Genomic DNA, 18,427 nt, shown 5'->3' with positions numbered 1-18,427 from the left:
CTAAATTAAAATTACAAGAATGAACCAACCTTTAGCTTACGTACATCCAGGAGCAAAAATTGCAAAGAACGTAGTAATAGAACCCTTTACAACAATATACAGTAATGTTACCATTGGAGAAGGTACTTGGATAGGAAGTAATGTAACCATTATGGAAGGTGCTCGTATTGGTAAAAATTGTAACATCTTTCCTGGATCTGTAATTTCAGCTGTTCCTCAAGATCTAAAATATAATGATGAAGATACACTTACAATAATAGGAGATAATGTTACTATAAGAGAGTGTGTTACCATAAATAGAGGAACTACAGATAAAATGAAAACGGTTATTGGCAATAATTGCCTAATTATGGCTTATTGTCACGTAGCTCATGATTGTATCGTTGGAAACAATTGTATTTTTTCAAATAATAGTACACTTGCTGGTCATATTACTGTTGGAGACTATGTGGTATTGGCAGGAATGACTGCTGTGCATCAGTTTTGTTCTATAGGAAATCATGCCTTTGTAACTGGTGGATCTTTAGTAAGAAAAGATGTGCCTCCTTTTGTTAAAGCTGCTCGTGAACCTTTATCATATGTAGGTATTAACTCTGTAGGTTTGCGTAGACGCGGATTTACAACTGAAAAAATTAGAGAAATTCAAGATATATACAGAATGTTATATCAAAAAAACTATAATAATACCCAAGCTTCAGATTTAATTGAAGCTGAAATGGAAGCAACTCCAGAACGTGATGAAATTCTTCAATTTATTAAGAATTCACATCGCGGAATTATGAAAGGGTATTTCAAATCAAATTAATTAAAATATTAGACTAAGATATTATGGCAAGTACTTCAGATATTAGAAACGGATTATGTATTAGATATAATCACGATATCTATAAAATTATTGAGTTTTTACATGTTAAACCGGGTAAAGGTCCAGCGTTTGTAAGAACTAAGTTAAAAAGTGTTACAACTGGTAAAGTAATTGATAACACGTTTTCGGCTGGTCATAAGATTGATGATGTTCGTGTAGAAACGCATAAATTTCAATATTTATATAATGATGGCGAGTTTTATCATTTTATGAATGAATCTGATTATACACAAATTCGTTTGTTAGAAGCTGCTTTAGATCGTCCTGAATTAATGAAAGAAGGTGAAGTGGTTACTGTTTTAATTAATACCGAAGACAATTTACCATTATCTGTAGACATGCCAGCAAGTGTAATTCTTGAAGTTACTGCTACAGAACCTGGTGTTAAAGGTAATACAGCTACTAATGCTACTAAACCAGCAACTGTAGAGACTGGAGCAACGGTGAATGTACCTTTGTTTATTAATGAAGGTGATAAAATCAAAGTAGAAACTGAAAAAGGAACGTATAAAGAACGTATCAAGGAATAACAAAATGAAATTTCCTAAACCTCAAACGCTTAAAGAAATTGCAAGTCTAATTTCAACAGAATATGTTGGAGCTGATGATTTCCCGGTATTAGGAATGAATGAAATTCATGTGGTAGAATCTGGAGATATTGTATTTGTAGATCATCCAAAATACTATGATAAGGCTCTTGAATCTGCAGCAACTATTGTTTTAATTAATAAAAAAGTAGTCTGCCCTGAAGGCAAAGCACTATTAATCAGTGATGATCCGTTTAGAGACTTTAATAAGTTAACACTCCATTTCAAACCTTTCCAAGCGTCTAACGTATCTATCTCTCCATCAGCAATTATTGGGGAAAATACGGTGATTCAACCTAATTGTTTTATAGGACATAATGTATCAATTGGTAAGAATTGTATCATTCATTCGAATGTAAATATTTATGATGATACAATTATTGGTGATAATGTCACAATCCATGCTGGGGCTGTTTTAGGAGCTAGTGCTTTCTATTATAAGAACAGACCAGAAGGCTTTGATCAATTGCAGTCTGGTGGTCGTGTAGTTATTGAAGATAATGTAGATATTGGTGCTTTGTGTACTATCGATAAAGGAGTAACTGCTGATACAAGAATTGGAGCAGGTTCTAAGTTAGATAATCAAATTCAGGTAGGACATGATACTGTAATAGGTAAAAAATGTCTTATTGCATCCCAAGTTGGAATTGCAGGTTGTGTTGTCATTGAAGATGAAGTTACTATTTGGGGACAAGTTGGTATTACCAGTGGAATAACTATTGGAACTAAGGCTGTTATTTCTGCAAAAGCAGGTGTAAGCAAATCCTTAGAAGGGCATAAAAGCTATTTTGGGGTTCCTGCAGACGATTTCCGAAGTAAATACAAAGAAATTGCTGCTATTAGAAAAATTCCTGAAATTTTAGAAAAACTAAAACACTTATAAATGTCTCCAAAAGAAATAGTCAAAGCATTTTACGATTCAGATTTAGCCAAAGATTCGAATGTAATCGATCTTTTTCACAAAGAATGTCTGTTGAAATGGCATAGTACTCAAGGTTATAAGCAATTAGACTACAATGGATTGATTGAAATGCTCGAAGGGGTTCAAAAGTCATTTCATTCATTTAAATATAGGTTAAGTCACCTTTTAGATGATAATGGTATAATTACTGCGAGATATACGATTTATGTGACTTCAATTGAACGTCCTGAAAAAGAAGACCCGTTGGCGCATTTTATTTCTATTTGGGAAACCAAGAACGGGAAACTATTTAAGGGATTTGAAATTAGTCAGCAGGTCGATAATAGTTCTGTAAGTTTAAATTCTTTTACTGAAATTAAAGTCTAAAAGTTTTTAAAAATAATATGCAATAACTTATTTTTGCACAACAAATTTTCAAGAATAGAATTCTTCAAAAAACATAAAAAATCAAATAAAACAAACACAAATGAGCGTTTTAGTTAATAAAGATTCAAAAATAATAGTACAAGGGTTTACTGGAAGTGAAGGAACATTTCATGCTGGTCAAATGATTGAGTACGGAACCAATGTTGTAGGAGGAGTAACACCAGGGAAAGGTGGTCAAACTCATTTAGATAAACCTGTATTTAATACTGTGGAAGAGGCTGTAAAAGAAGTAGACGCCGACACCACAATCATATTTGTACCGCCAGCATTTGCTGCCGATGCTATTATGGAAGCTGCAGACGCAGGAATCAAAGTTATTATTACGATTACTGAAGGGATTCCAGTTGGAGATATGATTAAAGCTGCAGACTATATCAAAGGTAGAGATTGTAGACTTGTTGGCCCTAATTGCCCAGGAGTTATTACACCAGGTGAAGCTAAAGTTGGTATTATGCCAGGATTTGTGTTTAAAAAAGGAAAAGTTGGTATTGTTTCTAAATCTGGAACACTAACTTATGAAGCAGCAGATCAAGTTGTAAAGCAAGGGTTAGGAATTACAACTGCTATTGGTATTGGTGGTGATCCAATTATTGGAACAACTACCAAAGAGGCTGTAGAGTTATTAATAAATGACCCAGAAACAGAAGCTGTTGTAATGATAGGTGAAATTGGAGGTCAGTTAGAAGCTGATGCTGCTAATTGGTACAAGGCTAGTGGCAGTAAGAAACCTGTTGTAGGTTTTATTGCTGGAGAAACTGCGCCTGCTGGACGTACAATGGGTCATGCAGGAGCTATTGTTGGTGGAAGTGATGATACTGCTCAAGCTAAAAAGAAAATTATGAGAGCCTGTGGTATTCATGTTGTTGATTCTCCCGCAGAAATTGGAAAGAAAGTTGCTGAAGTTATTGGATAACAAGTAAATCTTGTTAAAATAAACATAAAACAACATCGTTATAATTCCGTTGACAGTAACTTGGTCAACGGAATTTTTTTTAAAACTAATCTCAATTGAAAATGAAAAAAATCAAACTATGTGTAATGCTGTTTATTGTAGCATTAGCTTACAATTGTAAGACAGAAAACAAATCAGATTTGGCTTATGCTGTCGAATCTAAAACTGATGCAAATGGATTTGCTTACGAATCAGTTGCAAATGATCCAACAGGACTTCGCTTGTATACTTTAGATAATGGCCTAAAAGTATATTTAAGCAAAAATGTAGATGAACCAAAAATACAGACTTACATTGCTGTTAGAGCAGGTTCTAATTATGACCCTAAAGAATCTACAGGCTTAGCACACTATTTAGAGCATATGGTCTTTAAAGGTACTGATGAGATAGGAACTGCAGATTGGGAAAAAGAAAAAGCGTATTTAGACCAAATCTCAGAATTATATGAGCAACATAGAGCTGAAACAGATCCTGAAAAGAAAAAGGAACTTTATAAAAAAATTGATGAAGTGTCATTAGAAGCATCCAATCATAGTATCGCTAATGAATATGATAAAATGATGGCTTCATTAGGAGCAACAGGAACTAATGCTTACACATGGTTTGAGCAAACAGTTTATACTAATAAAATACCTGCCAACGAATTAAAGAAATGGTTGTCATTAGAGAGCGAACGTTTTAGTCAATTAGTATTACGATTATTTCATACTGAATTAGAAGCTGTATTCGAAGAATTTAATAGAGGACAAGATAACGATTTCAGAAAACGCTATGCTGCTATGCTGGATGGTTTGTTTCCTAATCATCCATATGGGCAACAGACCACTATCGGAACAGGTGAACATTTGAAAAATCCTTCAATGGTTGATATCCATAATTATTTTGATAAGTACTATGTTCCAAATAACATGGCTATAGTACTTGTAGGAGATATCGATTTTGATAAGACCATCAATGAGGTGAATGATGCTTTTGGAAAATTTGAACGAAAAGAGGTTGTTCACCCAACCTTACCAAAAGAAGACCCAATTTCATCACCAGTAATTAAAGAAGTATTTGGTCCTACCGCCGAAAATATCTCTATTGCCTTTAGAACTGATGCTGCAGGAACAAAAGAAGAAAAGCTTGTAACTATGTGTGATATGCTTTTAGCAAATGGTACTGCTGGATTAATTGATTTGAATTTAAATCAAAATCAATTAGTACAAAATGCTAGTTGTTCTCCAACATTTTTAAAAGAATATGGATACCATACATTTACTGGGACTCCTAAAGAAGGACAAACTTTAGACGAGGTAAAGTTGCTGTTACTAGGGGAAATCGAAAAATTGAAAAATGGTGATTTTGATGAATGGATGTTAGATGCCGTAATCAACGACTTAAAATTGAGTGAGACTCAACGTTATGAAAACAATTCAGCTCTTGCTGATATATATGTCAATGCCTTTATTAAGGATTTAGATTGGAAAGGACGTGTTGAATTTTTGAATGATTTAAGAACAATAACAAAACAAGAAATAGTAAATTTTGCAAAGGCTTTTTATAAAGATAACTATGTTGTCACTTATAAACGCCAAGGCGAAGATAATTCTATTGTAAAGGTTGAAAACCCTGGTATTACACCAGTAAAATTAAACAGAGAACAAAGCTCTGAGTTTTTAGTGAATTTTAACAATACTAAGTCAGATCAATTACAGCCGAAATTTATTGACTATAAAGAAGCTATTAAAGAAACTAAAACAGATAATGGTATCGTAGTATCATACATTAACAACGAATTAAATGATTTATTCAATATGAATATCATTTTTGATATGGGAAGTGATAATGATAAAAAGTTAGGTCTTGCTGCAGGTTATATGGAGTATCTTGGAACAGATAAATACTCAGCCGAAGATTTGAAAAAAGAATTCTACAAGTTAGGTGTTAACTATTATGTTAATGCTGGAGCTGAAACGACTTATGTAGGTTTAAGTGGTATTAAAGAAAACTTACCTAAAGGCTTGGAATTGTTAGAGCATTTATGGAATAATGCTATACCAGATCAAGAAGCCTATGACAAATATGTAGAATCTATTGCTAAGGGAAGAAAAGACAATAAAACTCAAAAAGGAAGCATCCTTTGGAATGGTTTAATGAGCTATGGAAAATATGGTGAAAATTCACGCCTAAGAAATATTTTTCAAGTAAGTGAATTACAAGCCATGAATCCTGCTGAATTAGTAGATATCGTTAAGGACATGAAAAACTACAAACAACGTGTATTCTATTATGGTAAAGATGTTGATGCGGCTGTAGCTGCATTAAATGCAAGTCATAACGTTACTCAAGACCTTAATGATTATCCAGAAGCTATGGCTTATTTAGAAAAGGAAACAGGCGGAAATGTATATTTTGTAGATTTTGATATGGTGCAGTCTGAGATGTTATTCTTGGCAAAAGGGGAACCTTTTAAAGCAGAGAACATGGCAGCTTCTACACTATTTAACACCTATTTTGGTAGTGGATTGTCATCTATTGTTTTTCAGGAAATTAGAGAATCTAAATCTTTAGCTTATTCAGCATTTTCAAGTTACAGTACAGCTAATAAAAAAGATGATTCTAATTATGTCATGGCATATATTGGTACACAGGCTAATAAAATGCCTCAGGCCGTTGATGCAATGATGGACTTGATGACCAACATGCCTGAAGCTGAAGAACAGTTTAATGCTGCAAAAGAGTCTACTTTGAAAAAACTTGCTGCCCAGCGAATTACAAAGTCTAATGTATTTTGGAACTATGAGCGTTTGAAGAAATTAGGTATCGATAACGATAATAGAGAAGAAATTTATAACACGATTAAGAATATGACAATGGATGATCTTCGTTCCTTCTTTAATGAGAATATCAAAGGAGAAAATTATAATGTCATGGTTATTGGTAACAAAAACGATATTGATTTCGAATCGTTGAAAAAATTAGGAAAGGTGCAGGAAATGGATATTGATTACTTGTTTAACTATGAGCAACCAGAAGAGATCAAGATGTAATCTTTTTTAGATTATTATTGAATTACTAATGTTAAAAACCTCACAAGAATTTGTGAGGTTTTTATATGTTGTGCAACTTGTAATTGCTATATTTGGATACCAACTATTATAAATAAATATATATGAAACTTTTAGAAGGAAAAACAGCAATAATCACAGGCGCAAGTCGAGGTATTGGTAAAGGCATCGCTGAAATTTTCGCACAGCATGGTGCTAATGTAGCATTCACATATAGCTCGTCAGTAGACGCAGCAAACGCATTAGAAAAAGACTTAAATAGTCAAGGAATTAAAGCTAAAGGCTATCAAAGCAATGCTGCCAACTTTGAAGATGCTCAACAATTAGCAGAAGAGGTATTGACAGAATTTGGCAGTATAGACATCTTGGTTAATAATGCTGGAATTACAAAAGATAACTTGCTCATGAGAATGGGAGAAGATGATTTTGATAAAGTTATCGAAGTCAACTTAAAATCGGTGTTTAATATGACCAAAGCTGTTCAACGTACTATGTTGAAGCAACGTAAAGGATCTATTATTAATATGAGTTCTGTTGTTGGTGTTAAAGGAAATGCAGGTCAAACTAATTATGCTGCATCTAAAGCAGGTATTATCGGGTTTTCAAAGTCTGTTGCTTTAGAATTAGGATCTAGAAATATTAGAAGTAATGTAATTGCTCCTGGATTTATCGAAACAGAAATGACAGCCAAGTTAGATGAAGAAACTGTAAAAGGATGGAGAGCTGCAATTCCACTTAAACGTGGAGGAAGCCCTGAAGATATTGCAAATGCTTGTGTGTTTTTAGCAAGTGATATGAGTGCTTATGTTACAGGACAAACTTTGAATGTTGATGGTGGAATGCTAACTTAAATTGTTTTTAATTGCAAACAGACACATTAGTATATATTATTATATCTGGAATTATAGCGCTTTTACTAGCGCTTTTTCAGTATGCTTATAAATCTAAAATCAAAGGATTGCGCTCTTGGATTTTAACTGCTTTGCGTTTTGTTGCTTTATTCTCACTATGTCTTTTATTGATTAATCCTAAATTCGATAAAATTAGCTATTACAATGAGAAGCCTAATTTGATTATTGCTGTCGATAATTCAGAGTCTATAAATTATCTCAATCAAGTACAAAACGCAAAAGATGTCATTACAGCATTAAAGTCTAATAAAGATCTAAATGATAATTTTAACTTAGAATTTTATAGCTTCGGAAAAGAGATAAACATGTCAGATTCGTTATCATTTGATGAAAAGCAATCTAACCTAGCTTTAGTCTTTGAACGATTATCAGAAGTTTATAATAATTCTATCTCTCCAACATTGCTCATTTCCGATGGAAATCAAACCTATGGGAATGATTATGCTTATTTGACTAAACGTTATAAACAATCCATTTTTCCAATTATTTTAGGAGACACTACAACGTATACAGACGTCAAGATTCAACAATTAAATGTCAATAGGTATGCTTATTTAAAAAACAGATTTCCTGTAGAAGTTATTGCGACCTATAATGGCAATTCTGAAGTGAATACACAATTGAGAATAACAGCAGGAAATACTACAGTCTTCTCTAAGCCATTGGTATTTAGTAAATCTAAAACATCACAGATTGTTAACCTTACATTGCCCGCAAATAGAGTTGGTGTAACAAGTTATAAAGCTCAAGTTGTGCCATTAGATAATGAAAAGAATACGATTAATAATACGAAGAATTTTGCTGTAGAAGTTATTGATCAAAAAACGAATGTGGCAATAGTTTCTGATATATTGCATCCAGATTTAGGAGCATTAAAAAAATCGATTGAAAGTAATGAGCAGAGGCATGCAGAAATCATGACAACAACAACATTTCTTAATAAATCAGCAAATTTTCAGTTAGTCATCTTATATCAGCCCTTAAATAATTTTAGACCGATTTTTAATGAAATTGAAAGGCTTAAGCTCAATAAAATTATCATTGCTGGCACAAAAACCAATTGGTCCTTGTTAAATCAGTTGCAAAATAATTACAGTCAGCAGCTTACAAATCAAACTGAAGAATTTCAACCCAGCTTGAATCAAAATTATGGAACGTTTATCATTGATGATTTAAATTTTGGTGAATTTCCTCCATTGAAAAGTGAGTTTGGAGATGTATCTTTTAGGGTGCCTTACGAGACTATTTTGTATAAGACAGTTAATGGAAATCAAATAGATGCGCCTTTGTTTGCAACGTTTGAGATTAATGAAAAACGAGAAGCATTGCTACTTGGTGAAGGCATTTGGAGATGGCGAGCTCAGTCGTTTATAAATGAAAACTCATTTAATTCGTTTGATAATTTTATTGGTAAATTAGTTCAGTATTTAAGTACTAACCAACGTAGAACTCGACTTAATGTGAATTATGAATCATTTTATAATGGAAATGATAATGTGAGAATCACCGCGCAGTTTTTTAATAAAAATTACGAATTTGAAAACAATGCAAACTTAAATATTACACTAAAAAACAAAGATACTGAAGAAGTTAAATCCTTACCTTTTGTATTGAAAAACAACAACTATGAAGTGGATTTGAGCGGATTAGATGCAGGCAATTATAGTTTTACGGTTAAAGTAAATAACGAAAATGTGTCCAAATCTGGTGAGTTAAAAATATTAGATTACAACGTTGAACAACAATTTTTGAATGCCAATGTAACAAAACTTCAAAATTTGGCTACTAATAGCAACGGGAAGTCTTATTTTATCAATAATACATCTGAGCTTGCCAATGATCTATTAAACGATTCTAGGTTTGCAACAATTCAAAAAAGCACTAAAAAAATTGTACCTTTGATAGATTGGAAATATCTTCTCGCACTCATAGTACTAAGTCTAGCTGTTGAGTGGTTTATAAGAAAATATAACGGACTAATTTAAAAACTATACACATGGAAAAATTACCAAAAATCGCACTGCCAGTTATTTTTGTCGCAGTCGTCTTAATTATATTATTAGCAAAATCTGCAGTTACAATTGGATCTGGTGAAGCAGGAGTTTTGTACAAAACATTTGATGACGGTGTTGTTACTGATGCACCGCCTCTGGGAGAAGGATTTCATATTATAGCACCTTGGAACAAGGTTATTGTTTATGAAGTACGTCAACAAGAGTTATTTGAAAAAATGAAAGTATTATCATCTAACGGATTAGAAATTCAAATTGATGCGTCTGCATGGTATGAACCTGTATATGCAAATCTTGGACAATTGCACCAAAGCTTAGGTGAGAACTATTTGCAACGTGTAATTCAACCCGCTATTCGTAGTGCAGCTCGTAGTGTTGTTGGTCGTTATACACCTGAACAGCTATATTCTAGTAAGCGTGATGCTATTCAAGATGAAATCTTTGACGAAACAAAGAAAATTCTTGATAAGCAAAATGTACAACTTAATGAAGTTCTAGTAAGAGACGTGACTCTGCCAAATACTATTAAGGAAGCTATTGAACGTAAATTAAAGCAGGAACAGGAATCTTTAGAGTATGAATTTAGATTAGTAACTGCTGAAAAGGAAGCTCAAAAAGTAAGAATCGAAGCGCAAGGGAAAGCTGATGCAAATAAAATTTTAAGTGCATCATTAACAGATAAAATTCTACAAGATAAAGGAATTGATGCTACAATTAAATTATCAGAATCACCTAATAGTAAAGTAATTGTTATTGGTTCTGGAGATTCTGGAATGCCAATTATTTTAGGAAATCAATAAGAATTAATTGAAAGCGATTCTGTTTTTGTTTTTATCTAGTCTTAGCTTGTTTGCTCAAGATAAGACTAAATTCCATTATTTAGAAGTTGTAGAGTCCTATTATGATAATACAACAGATAGACCAATCTATATATATGATTCTACAGATGGCAACATTGTTGATACATTGTATAATGTTGACGATAAATATGCTTGGTATAAAATTGCGATTTCGGAAAGCGACTATGGGTGGTTTAAAATCAAGAATATTCAAAGATTGCCAAGTTCATATAAAGACTTTGATTACGAAGACTATTGGGTGCGAACATCTGGTTTTTTAATAAACATCAATAGCTACGATGATTCTCATTATGTATATATATATGATTTACCTTCAACGGAAGCGAATAAAATTCACAAGCTAGATAGGTTTCAAAGAGTTTATGTAACAGAAATTGATGGAAAATGGTCTAAAGTCAAATTTAAAGTTGGAAATAAGGTAGTTGAAGGCTGGCTTGGTTTTAAAGATCAGTGTGCCTATCCTTGGACTACCTGTCCAAAATATGAGTAATTCTCAATTTAAAGGAAAAATATTAATAATATCATAAATCGTAATTTAAGATTTGGAATTGCGGAATTTAATTTGCAATCTTTGTTTCAACATAACAACTAACATGAATTTTATTCAACTACATCATCATTTTCATTCTAGCACTCAAGCGAGCTGAAAATGTATTGAATAAAATCAAGATATTAAAAAACCGTTTGAGTAAATCAAACGGTTTTTGTTTTTATAGCAGATTCATATCGATTTACTCAAGCTGAAAACACAATAAAGAACATGAGTAAATTAAAAATTGCAGTACAAAAATCGGGAAGACTTCATAATGATTCAATGAAAATTCTTAACGATATTGGGATTTCAATAGATAATGGAAAAGATCAGCTCAAAGCTTCTGCTAAGAACTTTCCTTTAGAAGTATTCTATCTAAGAAATGGTGACATACCTCAATATTTAAAGGATGGTGTGGTTGATGTCGCTATCATTGGCGAGAATGTATTAGTTGAAAAAGGTAACGGAATTTCCATTATTGAAACTCTAGGATTTTCTTCTTGTAAAGTTTCTGTAGCTGTTCCCAAGTCTCAACCATATAAATCGATTAAAGATCTAGAGGGTAAACGAATAGCGACGTCTTATCCAAATACGGTAAATCAGTTTCTCAAGAAACATAATGTTAATGCGAACTTGCATATTATTAATGGTTCAGTTGAAATCGCACCAAATATTGGTTTAGCAGACGCCATAGTTGATATTGTTTCTAGTGGGAGCACATTGTTCAAAAATGGATTAAAGGAAGTTGAAGTGTTGTTAAAATCTGAAGCAGTATTGGTCGTATCTCCTAAAATTTCTATAGAAAATAAAAGGATATTGAATAAACTTCAATTTCGTTTACAATCTGTGCTACGAGGTCGACGAAGTAAATATGTGTTACTTAATGCGCCTAATGATAAACTAGAAGAAATTATTAATATTCTTCCTGGTATGAATAGTCCAACGATTTTGCCACTTGCAAAACAAGGTTGGAGCTCATTACACTCTGTAATTAATAAAAATGAATTTTGGGAAGTTATCGATGAGCTTAAGCGTAATGGAGCTGAAGGAATTCTAGTATGTCCAATTGAAAATATGGTATTATAATGCAAACAATCAAAAACCCAAAGAGGTCCGAATGGTCAGAACTATTAAAAAGACCAACCCAAACCGTAGAGAATATTGAGCAAACGGTTAACGAAATATTTAATGACGTGCAACGACGCGGTGATAAAGCAATTTCAAAATACACTGAATTGTTTGATGGCGCACAATTAGAATCGGCCATTGTATCTTCAGAAGAAATTGATATGGCCTCACAAGCTGTTTCAGATGCATTAAAATTGGCAATACAAACCGCTAAGCAAAATATAGAAATCTTTCATAAGGCTCAAAAAACAGAGCGCATTACTGTGGAAACCTCTAAAGGTATTGAATGTTGGCAAGAAAAGCGACCAATAGAAAAAGTAGGCTTATATATTCCCGGTGGAACAGCGCCTTTGTTTTCAACAGTTTTAATGCTAACTATTCCTGCTCAAATTGCTGGTTGCAGTGATATTGTATTATGCTCTCCACCAAATGAAGACGGTAAGATTGCAAATGAAATCTTATATGCAGCAAAACTATGTGGTGTTACTAAAATTGTTAAAGTTGGAGGCATTCAGGCCATAGCTGGTTTGACTTTTGGTACAACTGAAATTCCAAAGGTTTATAAAATTTTTGGTCCAGGAAATCAATATGTAACTGTAGCCAAGCAATTAGCTACAAAATATGGTGTAGCCATTGATATGCCTGCTGGACCAAGTGAATTGTTAGTTGTCGCTGATGATTCTGCTAAGGCTAAATATGTGGCTTCAGATTTGCTGAGTCAGGCTGAACATGGTGCCGATAGTCAGGTGATTTTGGTTTCAACATCAGAAAAATTTATAAATGAAGTGTCTCAAGAAATAGAACAACAAATTGCAGTATTGCCGAGAATGGAAATGGCGCAAAAAGCTATAGATAACTCCAAACTCATCTATGTGAAAAATCACCAAGCTGCATTAGAGTTAATAAATGAGTATGCGCCAGAGCACTTTATCATTTGTACAGAAAAGGATGGTTTTTATGTTGATAATATTGCAAATGCTGGTTCAGTGTTTATAGGGAATTATACTCCTGAAAGCGCAGGTGATTATGCATCTGGAACCAATCATACCTTACCAACTAATGGGTTTAGTAAAGCGTATTCGGGTGTCAATTTAGACAGCTTTACAAAGAGTATCACATTTCAGAAAATTTCAAAAGAAGGTATTTTGAATATTGGAAGCACAATAGAATTAATGGCAGAAGCAGAAGGCTTACAAGCACATAAAAATGCGGTGAGTTTGAGATTAAATGATTTAAAATAATAATGAGACCAAAACAAATTTAGTGTAACAATAATGAAAACAGATTTTGACTTAAATGCGCTAGTTAGGGAAAATATTAAAAGGCTAAAGCCCTATTCGTCGGCTAGAGATGAATATAAAGAGGTGTCCACAGAAATGGTTTTTCTCGATGCTAACGAAAATCCATATGAAAATGGCGTAAATCGATATCCTGATCCACAGCAAAATAAACTAAAGATTAAGTTATCTAAATTGAAAGGAATATCTACAAAGCAAATGTTATTGGGGAATGGCAGTGATGAAATTTTAGATTTAATTTTTAGAGCATTTTGTGCACCTAATATTGATAATGTTATCATTTTGCCTCCTACCTATGGAATGTATGGAGTATTGGCCGATGTTAATGCTATTAATATTATTAAAGTTGATTTAGATTCAAATTTTGAACCTAGAGTAGATGAGATTTTAAAGATATCTAATACAAATACTAAACTCTTATTTTTATGTTCACCTAATAACCCAACTTCTAATAGCTTTAAAGCTTCTAATATAGAACGATTAGTGGCAAATTTTCAAGGTATTGTTGTTATAGATGAAGCATATACCGATTTTTCAAATGAAGAAAGTTGGACGAAAAAAATTAAAGAATTCCCAAACCTTATTGTAGCACAAACCTTGTCTAAAGCCTATGGAATGGCTGGTATTAGACTCGGTATCTGTTTTGCCTCTGAAGCAATTATAACTATTCTAAATCGCATAAAACCACCATATAATGTGAATGCATTAACGCAATTAAAAGCATTAGAACGTTTGAAGAATCCTGAAATAATTTCTGATGAAATTCAAAATATACTCAAACAGCGTAAATGGTTAAGTCTGGAACTAGAGGATATAAGTTTTATAAAACAGGTATTTCCATCTGATGCTAATTTTATTCTCGCTAGAGTTGATGATGCCAATAGGCGATATCTTCAATTAATTGAGAGAGGTATAGTGGTAAGAAATAGAACATCTCAACCCTTATGTGACAATTGCCTGCGATTTACTGTAGGATCACAAATGGAAAATATAAAACTAATTACAGCATTAAAAACATTACAATGAAACGCGTATTATTTATAGATAGAGACGGCACTCTTATTAAAGAGCCATCAGATGAGCAAATAGATTCATTCGAAAAACTAGAGTTTTACCCAAAAGTATTTCAATTCTTAAGCAAGATTGCAAAAGAACTTGATTTTGAAATTGTCATGATAACAAATCAAGATGGTTTAGGAACAGAAGTGTATCCTGAAGATACGTTTTGGCCAGTGCATAATTTCATTTTGAAAACATTTGAAGCTGAAGGTGTCGTATTTAAAGAACAATTTATAGACCGTACTTTTGCAAAAGATAATGCACCAACGCGAAAGCCTAACACTGGATTATTAACAAAGTATTTTTCTTCAGATTATGATTTAAGAAATTCCTATGTCATAGGAGATCGTTTAACTGATATTGAATTGGCTAAAAATTTAGGGGCAAAAGGTATTTTTATTAATGATAATACAAATTTAGGAACAAACGAAATATCCGTAAATCGTGAAACGCTTAATGCATCTATTGCATTAGAAAGTAATGATTGGGAAGCTATTTATACCTTTTTAAAAACCGATGCTCGTACAGGAAGTATTACGAGAAACACAAATGAAACTAAAATTAAAATTGATTTGAACTTAGATGGCATAGGTCAAGGTGATATAAATACTGGAATTGCTTTTTTTGATCATATGCTAGACCAAATTGCTAGACATGGTCAATTAGACTTGCAAATTAAAGTTGATGGCGATTTAGATGTTGATGAACATCATACTATTGAAGATACTGCAATTGCCTTAGGAGAAGTGTTTGCAACAACTTTGGGAAATAAATTAGGAATTGAACGCTATGGGTTTTCACTGCCTATGGATGATTGTTTTGCTCAGGCAGCAATTGATTTTGGTGGACGGAATTGGCTGGTCTGGGAAGCCGATTTTAAGCGTGAAATGATTGGTAAGATGCCAACTGAAATGTTCTATCATTTCTTTAAGTCATTTACTGATGGTGCAAAATGCAATTTAAATATTAAAGCAGAAGGCATTAATGAACATCATAAGATTGAAGCCATTTTTAAAGCCTTTGCAAAAGCAATTAAAATGGCAGTAAAACGAGACGTCGAAAAAATGATTTTGCCATCAACAAAAGGTATGTTATAATGAAATTAGCAATTGTGAATTATGGAGCTGGTAATATTAAGAGTATTCAATTTGCGTTTAAACGTTTAGGTGTTGACGCGGTACTTTCTAATAATCCTGAAATTATAAAAGCTGCAGATAAGGTCATTTTTCCTGGAGTTGGAGAAGCAAGCTCTGCTATGAATATGCTAATCCAAAGTGGATTAGATACACTTATTCCTAAGTTAACACAACCTGTTTTAGGAATTTGCCTAGGGATGCAACTTATGTGTAACCACACTGAGGAAGGGAACACATGCGGACTAGGAATTTTCGACACGTCTGTCAAACAATTTAGTAATGCGGTTAAAGTTCCACAAATGGGTTGGAATACGATTAAAAACTTGAAGTCAGATTTATTTAAAAATATAAAGGAAGGTGATTATATGTATTTAGTGCATAGTTTTTATGCAGAATATTGTTCAGATACTATAGCGACATCAGACTATGACCTAAAATATGCTTCTGCATTAGAAAATAAAAATTTTTATGGTGTCCAATTTCACCCTGAAAAAAGTAGCACAGTTGGTGAACAATTATTAAAAAACTTTTTAGAATTATGAGAATTATACCTGCTATAGATATTATCGAAGGTAAATGTGTACGGCTTACTAAAGGCGATTATAACACTAAGAAAATATACAATGAAAACCCAGTAGAAGTCGCTAAAGAATTTGAAGCTGCTGGAATCCAATATTTGCATGTTGTTGATTTAGATGGAGCTAAAGCTCAGCATATCGTAAACTATAAAGTGTTGGAACAAATAAGTTCAAAAACCAATCTTAAGATTGATTTTGGTGGTGGATTAAAATCGGATGAGGATTTGCATATTGCATTTAATTCAGGAGTGAAACAAATTACTGGAGGTAGCATTGCAGTTAAAAATCCTGATGTTTTTGGGAGCTGGGTTGCTAAATATGGTGGCACTAAGATTATTCTTGGAGCCGATTGTATTAACAACACTATTGCAGTAAGTGGATGGCAAGAGGAGAGTAATATGAGTGTTATTCCCTTTATTAAATCTTATGAGACCAAAGGAATCAAATATGTTATTTGTACAGATATTGCTAAAGACGGTATGTTAGAAGGCCCATCATTTGGTTTGTACAAACAAATTTTAAGTGAGACAAAAAATATCAAACTTATTGCTTCTGGTGGTGTTACATCAATTGATGATTTAAATGCCTTAGAAGATTTGGGGTGTGAAGGCGCTATCATTGGTAAAGCACTTTATGAAGGTCATATTAGATTAAGAGATTTAGAAACCTATTCATAGTTATGTTAACAAAACGTATTATACCTTGTCTAGACATCAAAAATGGAAGAACAGTTAAAGGTGTCAATTTTGTGGATTTACGAGATGCAGGAGATCCTGTAGAATTAGCTAAACAATATGCTAAACGTGGAGCAGATGAGCTTGTGTTTTTAGATATTTCAGCAACATTAGAAGGACGAAAAACTATGCATGATATGGTATTAAAAGTTGCTGAGCAAGTTAATATTCCGTTTACAGTGGGAGGAGGCATTTCAACAATTGAAGATGTTGATAATTTGCTTCATTGTGGTGCAGACAAGGTGTCTGTAAACTCAAGTGCTGTAAAGCGTCCTGAATTAGTTAATGAATTATCTCAGAAATTTGGTAGCCAATGCGTTGTGGTTGCTATAGATGCAAAACAAATTGATGGTGAATGGATGGTGCATTTAGCCGGTGGAACGATATCGACAAAGATTAAGTTATTCGATTGGGCTAGAGAGGTTGAACAACGTGGTGCAGGAGAGATTTTATTCACATCAATGAACAATGATGGAACTAAATCGGGTTTTGCCAATGATGCGTTGTCTACATTATCTGAACAAGTTAATATTCCAATAATTGCTTCAGGTGGTGCTGGTAATATTCAACATTTTGTGGATGCGTTTAATCATGGGAAAGCTGATGCAGCCTTAGCTGCTAGCGTCTTTCATTTTGGAGAAATTGAGATTTTAGATTTAAAACAAGAATTAAGAAAATGGGACATTCCTGTTAGGATATAAATTGCTAAACATAAAATAAATGAATATAGATTACACTAAAAACAACGGACTTGTACCTGCAATTATTCAGGATGCTGAAACTAATACAGTTTTGATGTTAGGTTATATGAATGAAGCCGCAGTAAAAAAAACCTTAGAGACAAAATTGGTCACTTTTTTCAGTAGAACAAAACAGCGTTTATGGACCAAAGGAGAAGAAAGTGGAAATGTACTCAATCTTATTAGTATAAAATTAGATTGTGATAGTGATACGCTTCTGGTTAAAGTTAGACCTAATGGGCCTACCTGTCATAAAGGATCTGAGACTTGCTGGAACGAGGAGAATACTCAGAATTTTGGTTTTCTGTCTAATTTGGAATCTATTATTGAACAAAGAAAAAATACCGAAAAAGAAGCGTCATCTTATGTAGCGTCTTTATTTGCAAAAGGAATTAATGCAATTGCACAAAAAGTAGGAGAGGAGGCTATAGAAACTGTTATTGAAGCTAAAGATTCCAATGACGACCTGTTTCTTAACGAAAGTGCAGATTTGCTATTTCATTATATGATTTTATTGCAAGCAAAGGGATTTAAACTTCAAGATATTGTTCGAGTTTTAAAACATCGACATGAAAATTAAGGTTTGTTAATGGCGTGTTTTTTTAATCTATTAAAACTAATTTAGTATTTGATTCGT

18 protein-coding genes are annotated in these 18,427 nt (G+C 33.0%); all 18 read left to right on the top strand.

Going from position 1 to position 18,427, the window contains the following annotated elements:
• Nucleotides 1-19 precede the first annotated feature (19 nt).
• Complete coding sequence (gene lpxA, locus ACTU6T_RS14530) at nucleotides 20-805, top strand: acyl-ACP--UDP-N-acetylglucosamine O-acyltransferase (protein ID WP_460218920.1); 786 nt, start codon at nucleotides 20-22, stop codon at nucleotides 803-805.
• A 23-nt stretch (nucleotides 806-828) separates the two neighbouring features.
• Entirely contained in the window at nucleotides 829-1,395 is a 567-nt protein-coding gene (efp, locus tag ACTU6T_RS14525) for an elongation factor P (RefSeq protein ID WP_460218919.1), read from the top strand.
• Nucleotides 1,396-1,399: 4 nt separating this feature from the next.
• Nucleotides 1,400-2,335 (top strand): UDP-3-O-(3-hydroxymyristoyl)glucosamine N-acyltransferase, encoded by a 936-nt coding sequence (locus tag ACTU6T_RS14520; protein ID WP_460218918.1) that lies wholly within the window; start codon nucleotides 1,400-1,402, stop codon nucleotides 2,333-2,335.
• A complete protein-coding gene (locus ACTU6T_RS14515; protein ID WP_460218917.1) occupies nucleotides 2,336-2,740 on the top strand; it encodes a nuclear transport factor 2-like protein in 405 nt (134 codons plus the stop codon).
• Nucleotides 2,741-2,840: 100 nt separating this feature from the next.
• The gene (gene sucD / locus ACTU6T_RS14510; protein ID WP_460218916.1) at nucleotides 2,841-3,713 is read left to right on the top strand and encodes a succinate--CoA ligase subunit alpha; all 873 of its coding nucleotides are present in this window, start codon (nucleotides 2,841-2,843) and stop codon (nucleotides 3,711-3,713) included.
• A 101-nt stretch (nucleotides 3,714-3,814) separates the two neighbouring features.
• Nucleotides 3,815-6,784: a M16 family metallopeptidase gene (locus ACTU6T_RS14505; protein ID WP_460218915.1), complete on the top strand. Its 2,970-nt coding sequence runs from the start codon at nucleotides 3,815-3,817 to the stop codon at nucleotides 6,782-6,784.
• 122 nt (nucleotides 6,785-6,906) lie between these two features.
• Nucleotides 6,907-7,653: a 3-oxoacyl-[acyl-carrier-protein] reductase gene (fabG, locus tag ACTU6T_RS14500; protein WP_460218914.1), complete on the top strand. Its 747-nt coding sequence runs from the start codon at nucleotides 6,907-6,909 to the stop codon at nucleotides 7,651-7,653.
• A gap of 11 nt (nucleotides 7,654-7,664) precedes the next feature.
• Nucleotides 7,665-9,698: a VWA domain-containing protein gene (locus ACTU6T_RS14495; protein ID WP_460218913.1), complete on the top strand. Its 2,034-nt coding sequence runs from the start codon at nucleotides 7,665-7,667 to the stop codon at nucleotides 9,696-9,698.
• Between the two features lie 11 nt (nucleotides 9,699-9,709).
• Nucleotides 9,710-10,525, top strand: coding sequence for a prohibitin family protein (locus ACTU6T_RS14490; protein WP_460218912.1), 816 nt, complete (start codon nucleotides 9,710-9,712; stop codon nucleotides 10,523-10,525).
• 7 nt (nucleotides 10,526-10,532) lie between these two features.
• Complete coding sequence (locus ACTU6T_RS14485; protein ID WP_460218911.1) at nucleotides 10,533-11,075, top strand: SH3 domain-containing protein; 543 nt, start codon at nucleotides 10,533-10,535, stop codon at nucleotides 11,073-11,075.
• A 270-nt stretch (nucleotides 11,076-11,345) separates the two neighbouring features.
• Nucleotides 11,346-12,203 carry an ATP phosphoribosyltransferase gene (hisG, locus tag ACTU6T_RS14480; RefSeq protein ID WP_460218910.1) on the top strand — a complete coding sequence of 286 codons (858 nt, stop codon included), beginning with the start codon at nucleotides 11,346-11,348 and terminating at the stop codon, nucleotides 12,201-12,203.
• The gene (hisD, locus tag ACTU6T_RS14475) at nucleotides 12,203-13,486 is read left to right on the top strand and encodes a histidinol dehydrogenase (protein ID WP_460218909.1); all 1,284 of its coding nucleotides are present in this window, start codon (nucleotides 12,203-12,205) and stop codon (nucleotides 13,484-13,486) included. Before hisG ends, hisD begins: the two co-directional genes overlap by 1 nt.
• A 33-nt stretch (nucleotides 13,487-13,519) precedes the next feature.
• On the top strand, nucleotides 13,520-14,569 hold the full coding sequence (gene hisC / locus ACTU6T_RS14470; RefSeq protein ID WP_460218908.1) for a histidinol-phosphate transaminase: 1,050 nt from the start codon (nucleotides 13,520-13,522) through the stop codon (nucleotides 14,567-14,569).
• On the top strand, nucleotides 14,566-15,699 hold the full coding sequence (hisB, locus tag ACTU6T_RS14465) for a bifunctional histidinol-phosphatase/imidazoleglycerol-phosphate dehydratase HisB (RefSeq protein WP_460218907.1): 1,134 nt from the start codon (nucleotides 14,566-14,568) through the stop codon (nucleotides 15,697-15,699). The genes hisC and hisB overlap by 4 nt, the downstream gene beginning before the upstream one ends.
• Nucleotides 15,699-16,280: an imidazole glycerol phosphate synthase subunit HisH gene (gene hisH, locus ACTU6T_RS14460; RefSeq protein WP_460218906.1), complete on the top strand. Its 582-nt coding sequence runs from the start codon at nucleotides 15,699-15,701 to the stop codon at nucleotides 16,278-16,280. The genes hisB and hisH overlap by 1 nt, the downstream gene beginning before the upstream one ends.
• Entirely contained in the window at nucleotides 16,277-16,993 is a 717-nt protein-coding gene (gene hisA, locus ACTU6T_RS14455; RefSeq protein WP_460218905.1) for a 1-(5-phosphoribosyl)-5-[(5-phosphoribosylamino)methylideneamino]imidazole-4-carboxamide isomerase, read from the top strand. The genes hisH and hisA overlap by 4 nt, the downstream gene beginning before the upstream one ends.
• A gap of 2 nt (nucleotides 16,994-16,995) precedes the next feature.
• Nucleotides 16,996-17,751, top strand: coding sequence for an imidazole glycerol phosphate synthase subunit HisF (gene hisF / locus ACTU6T_RS14450; RefSeq protein ID WP_460218904.1), 756 nt, complete (start codon nucleotides 16,996-16,998; stop codon nucleotides 17,749-17,751).
• Nucleotides 17,752-17,770: 19 nt separating this feature from the next.
• A complete protein-coding gene (gene hisIE / locus ACTU6T_RS14445; protein ID WP_460218903.1) occupies nucleotides 17,771-18,370 on the top strand; it encodes a bifunctional phosphoribosyl-AMP cyclohydrolase/phosphoribosyl-ATP diphosphatase HisIE in 600 nt (199 codons plus the stop codon).
• Nucleotides 18,371-18,427 lie beyond the last annotated feature (57 nt).

This window comes from Psychroserpens citreus (genome assembly GCF_055686305.1).
The sequence above is the reverse complement of the archived record's forward strand: the minus strand, read 5'-3'. Positions and strand labels throughout refer to the sequence as shown.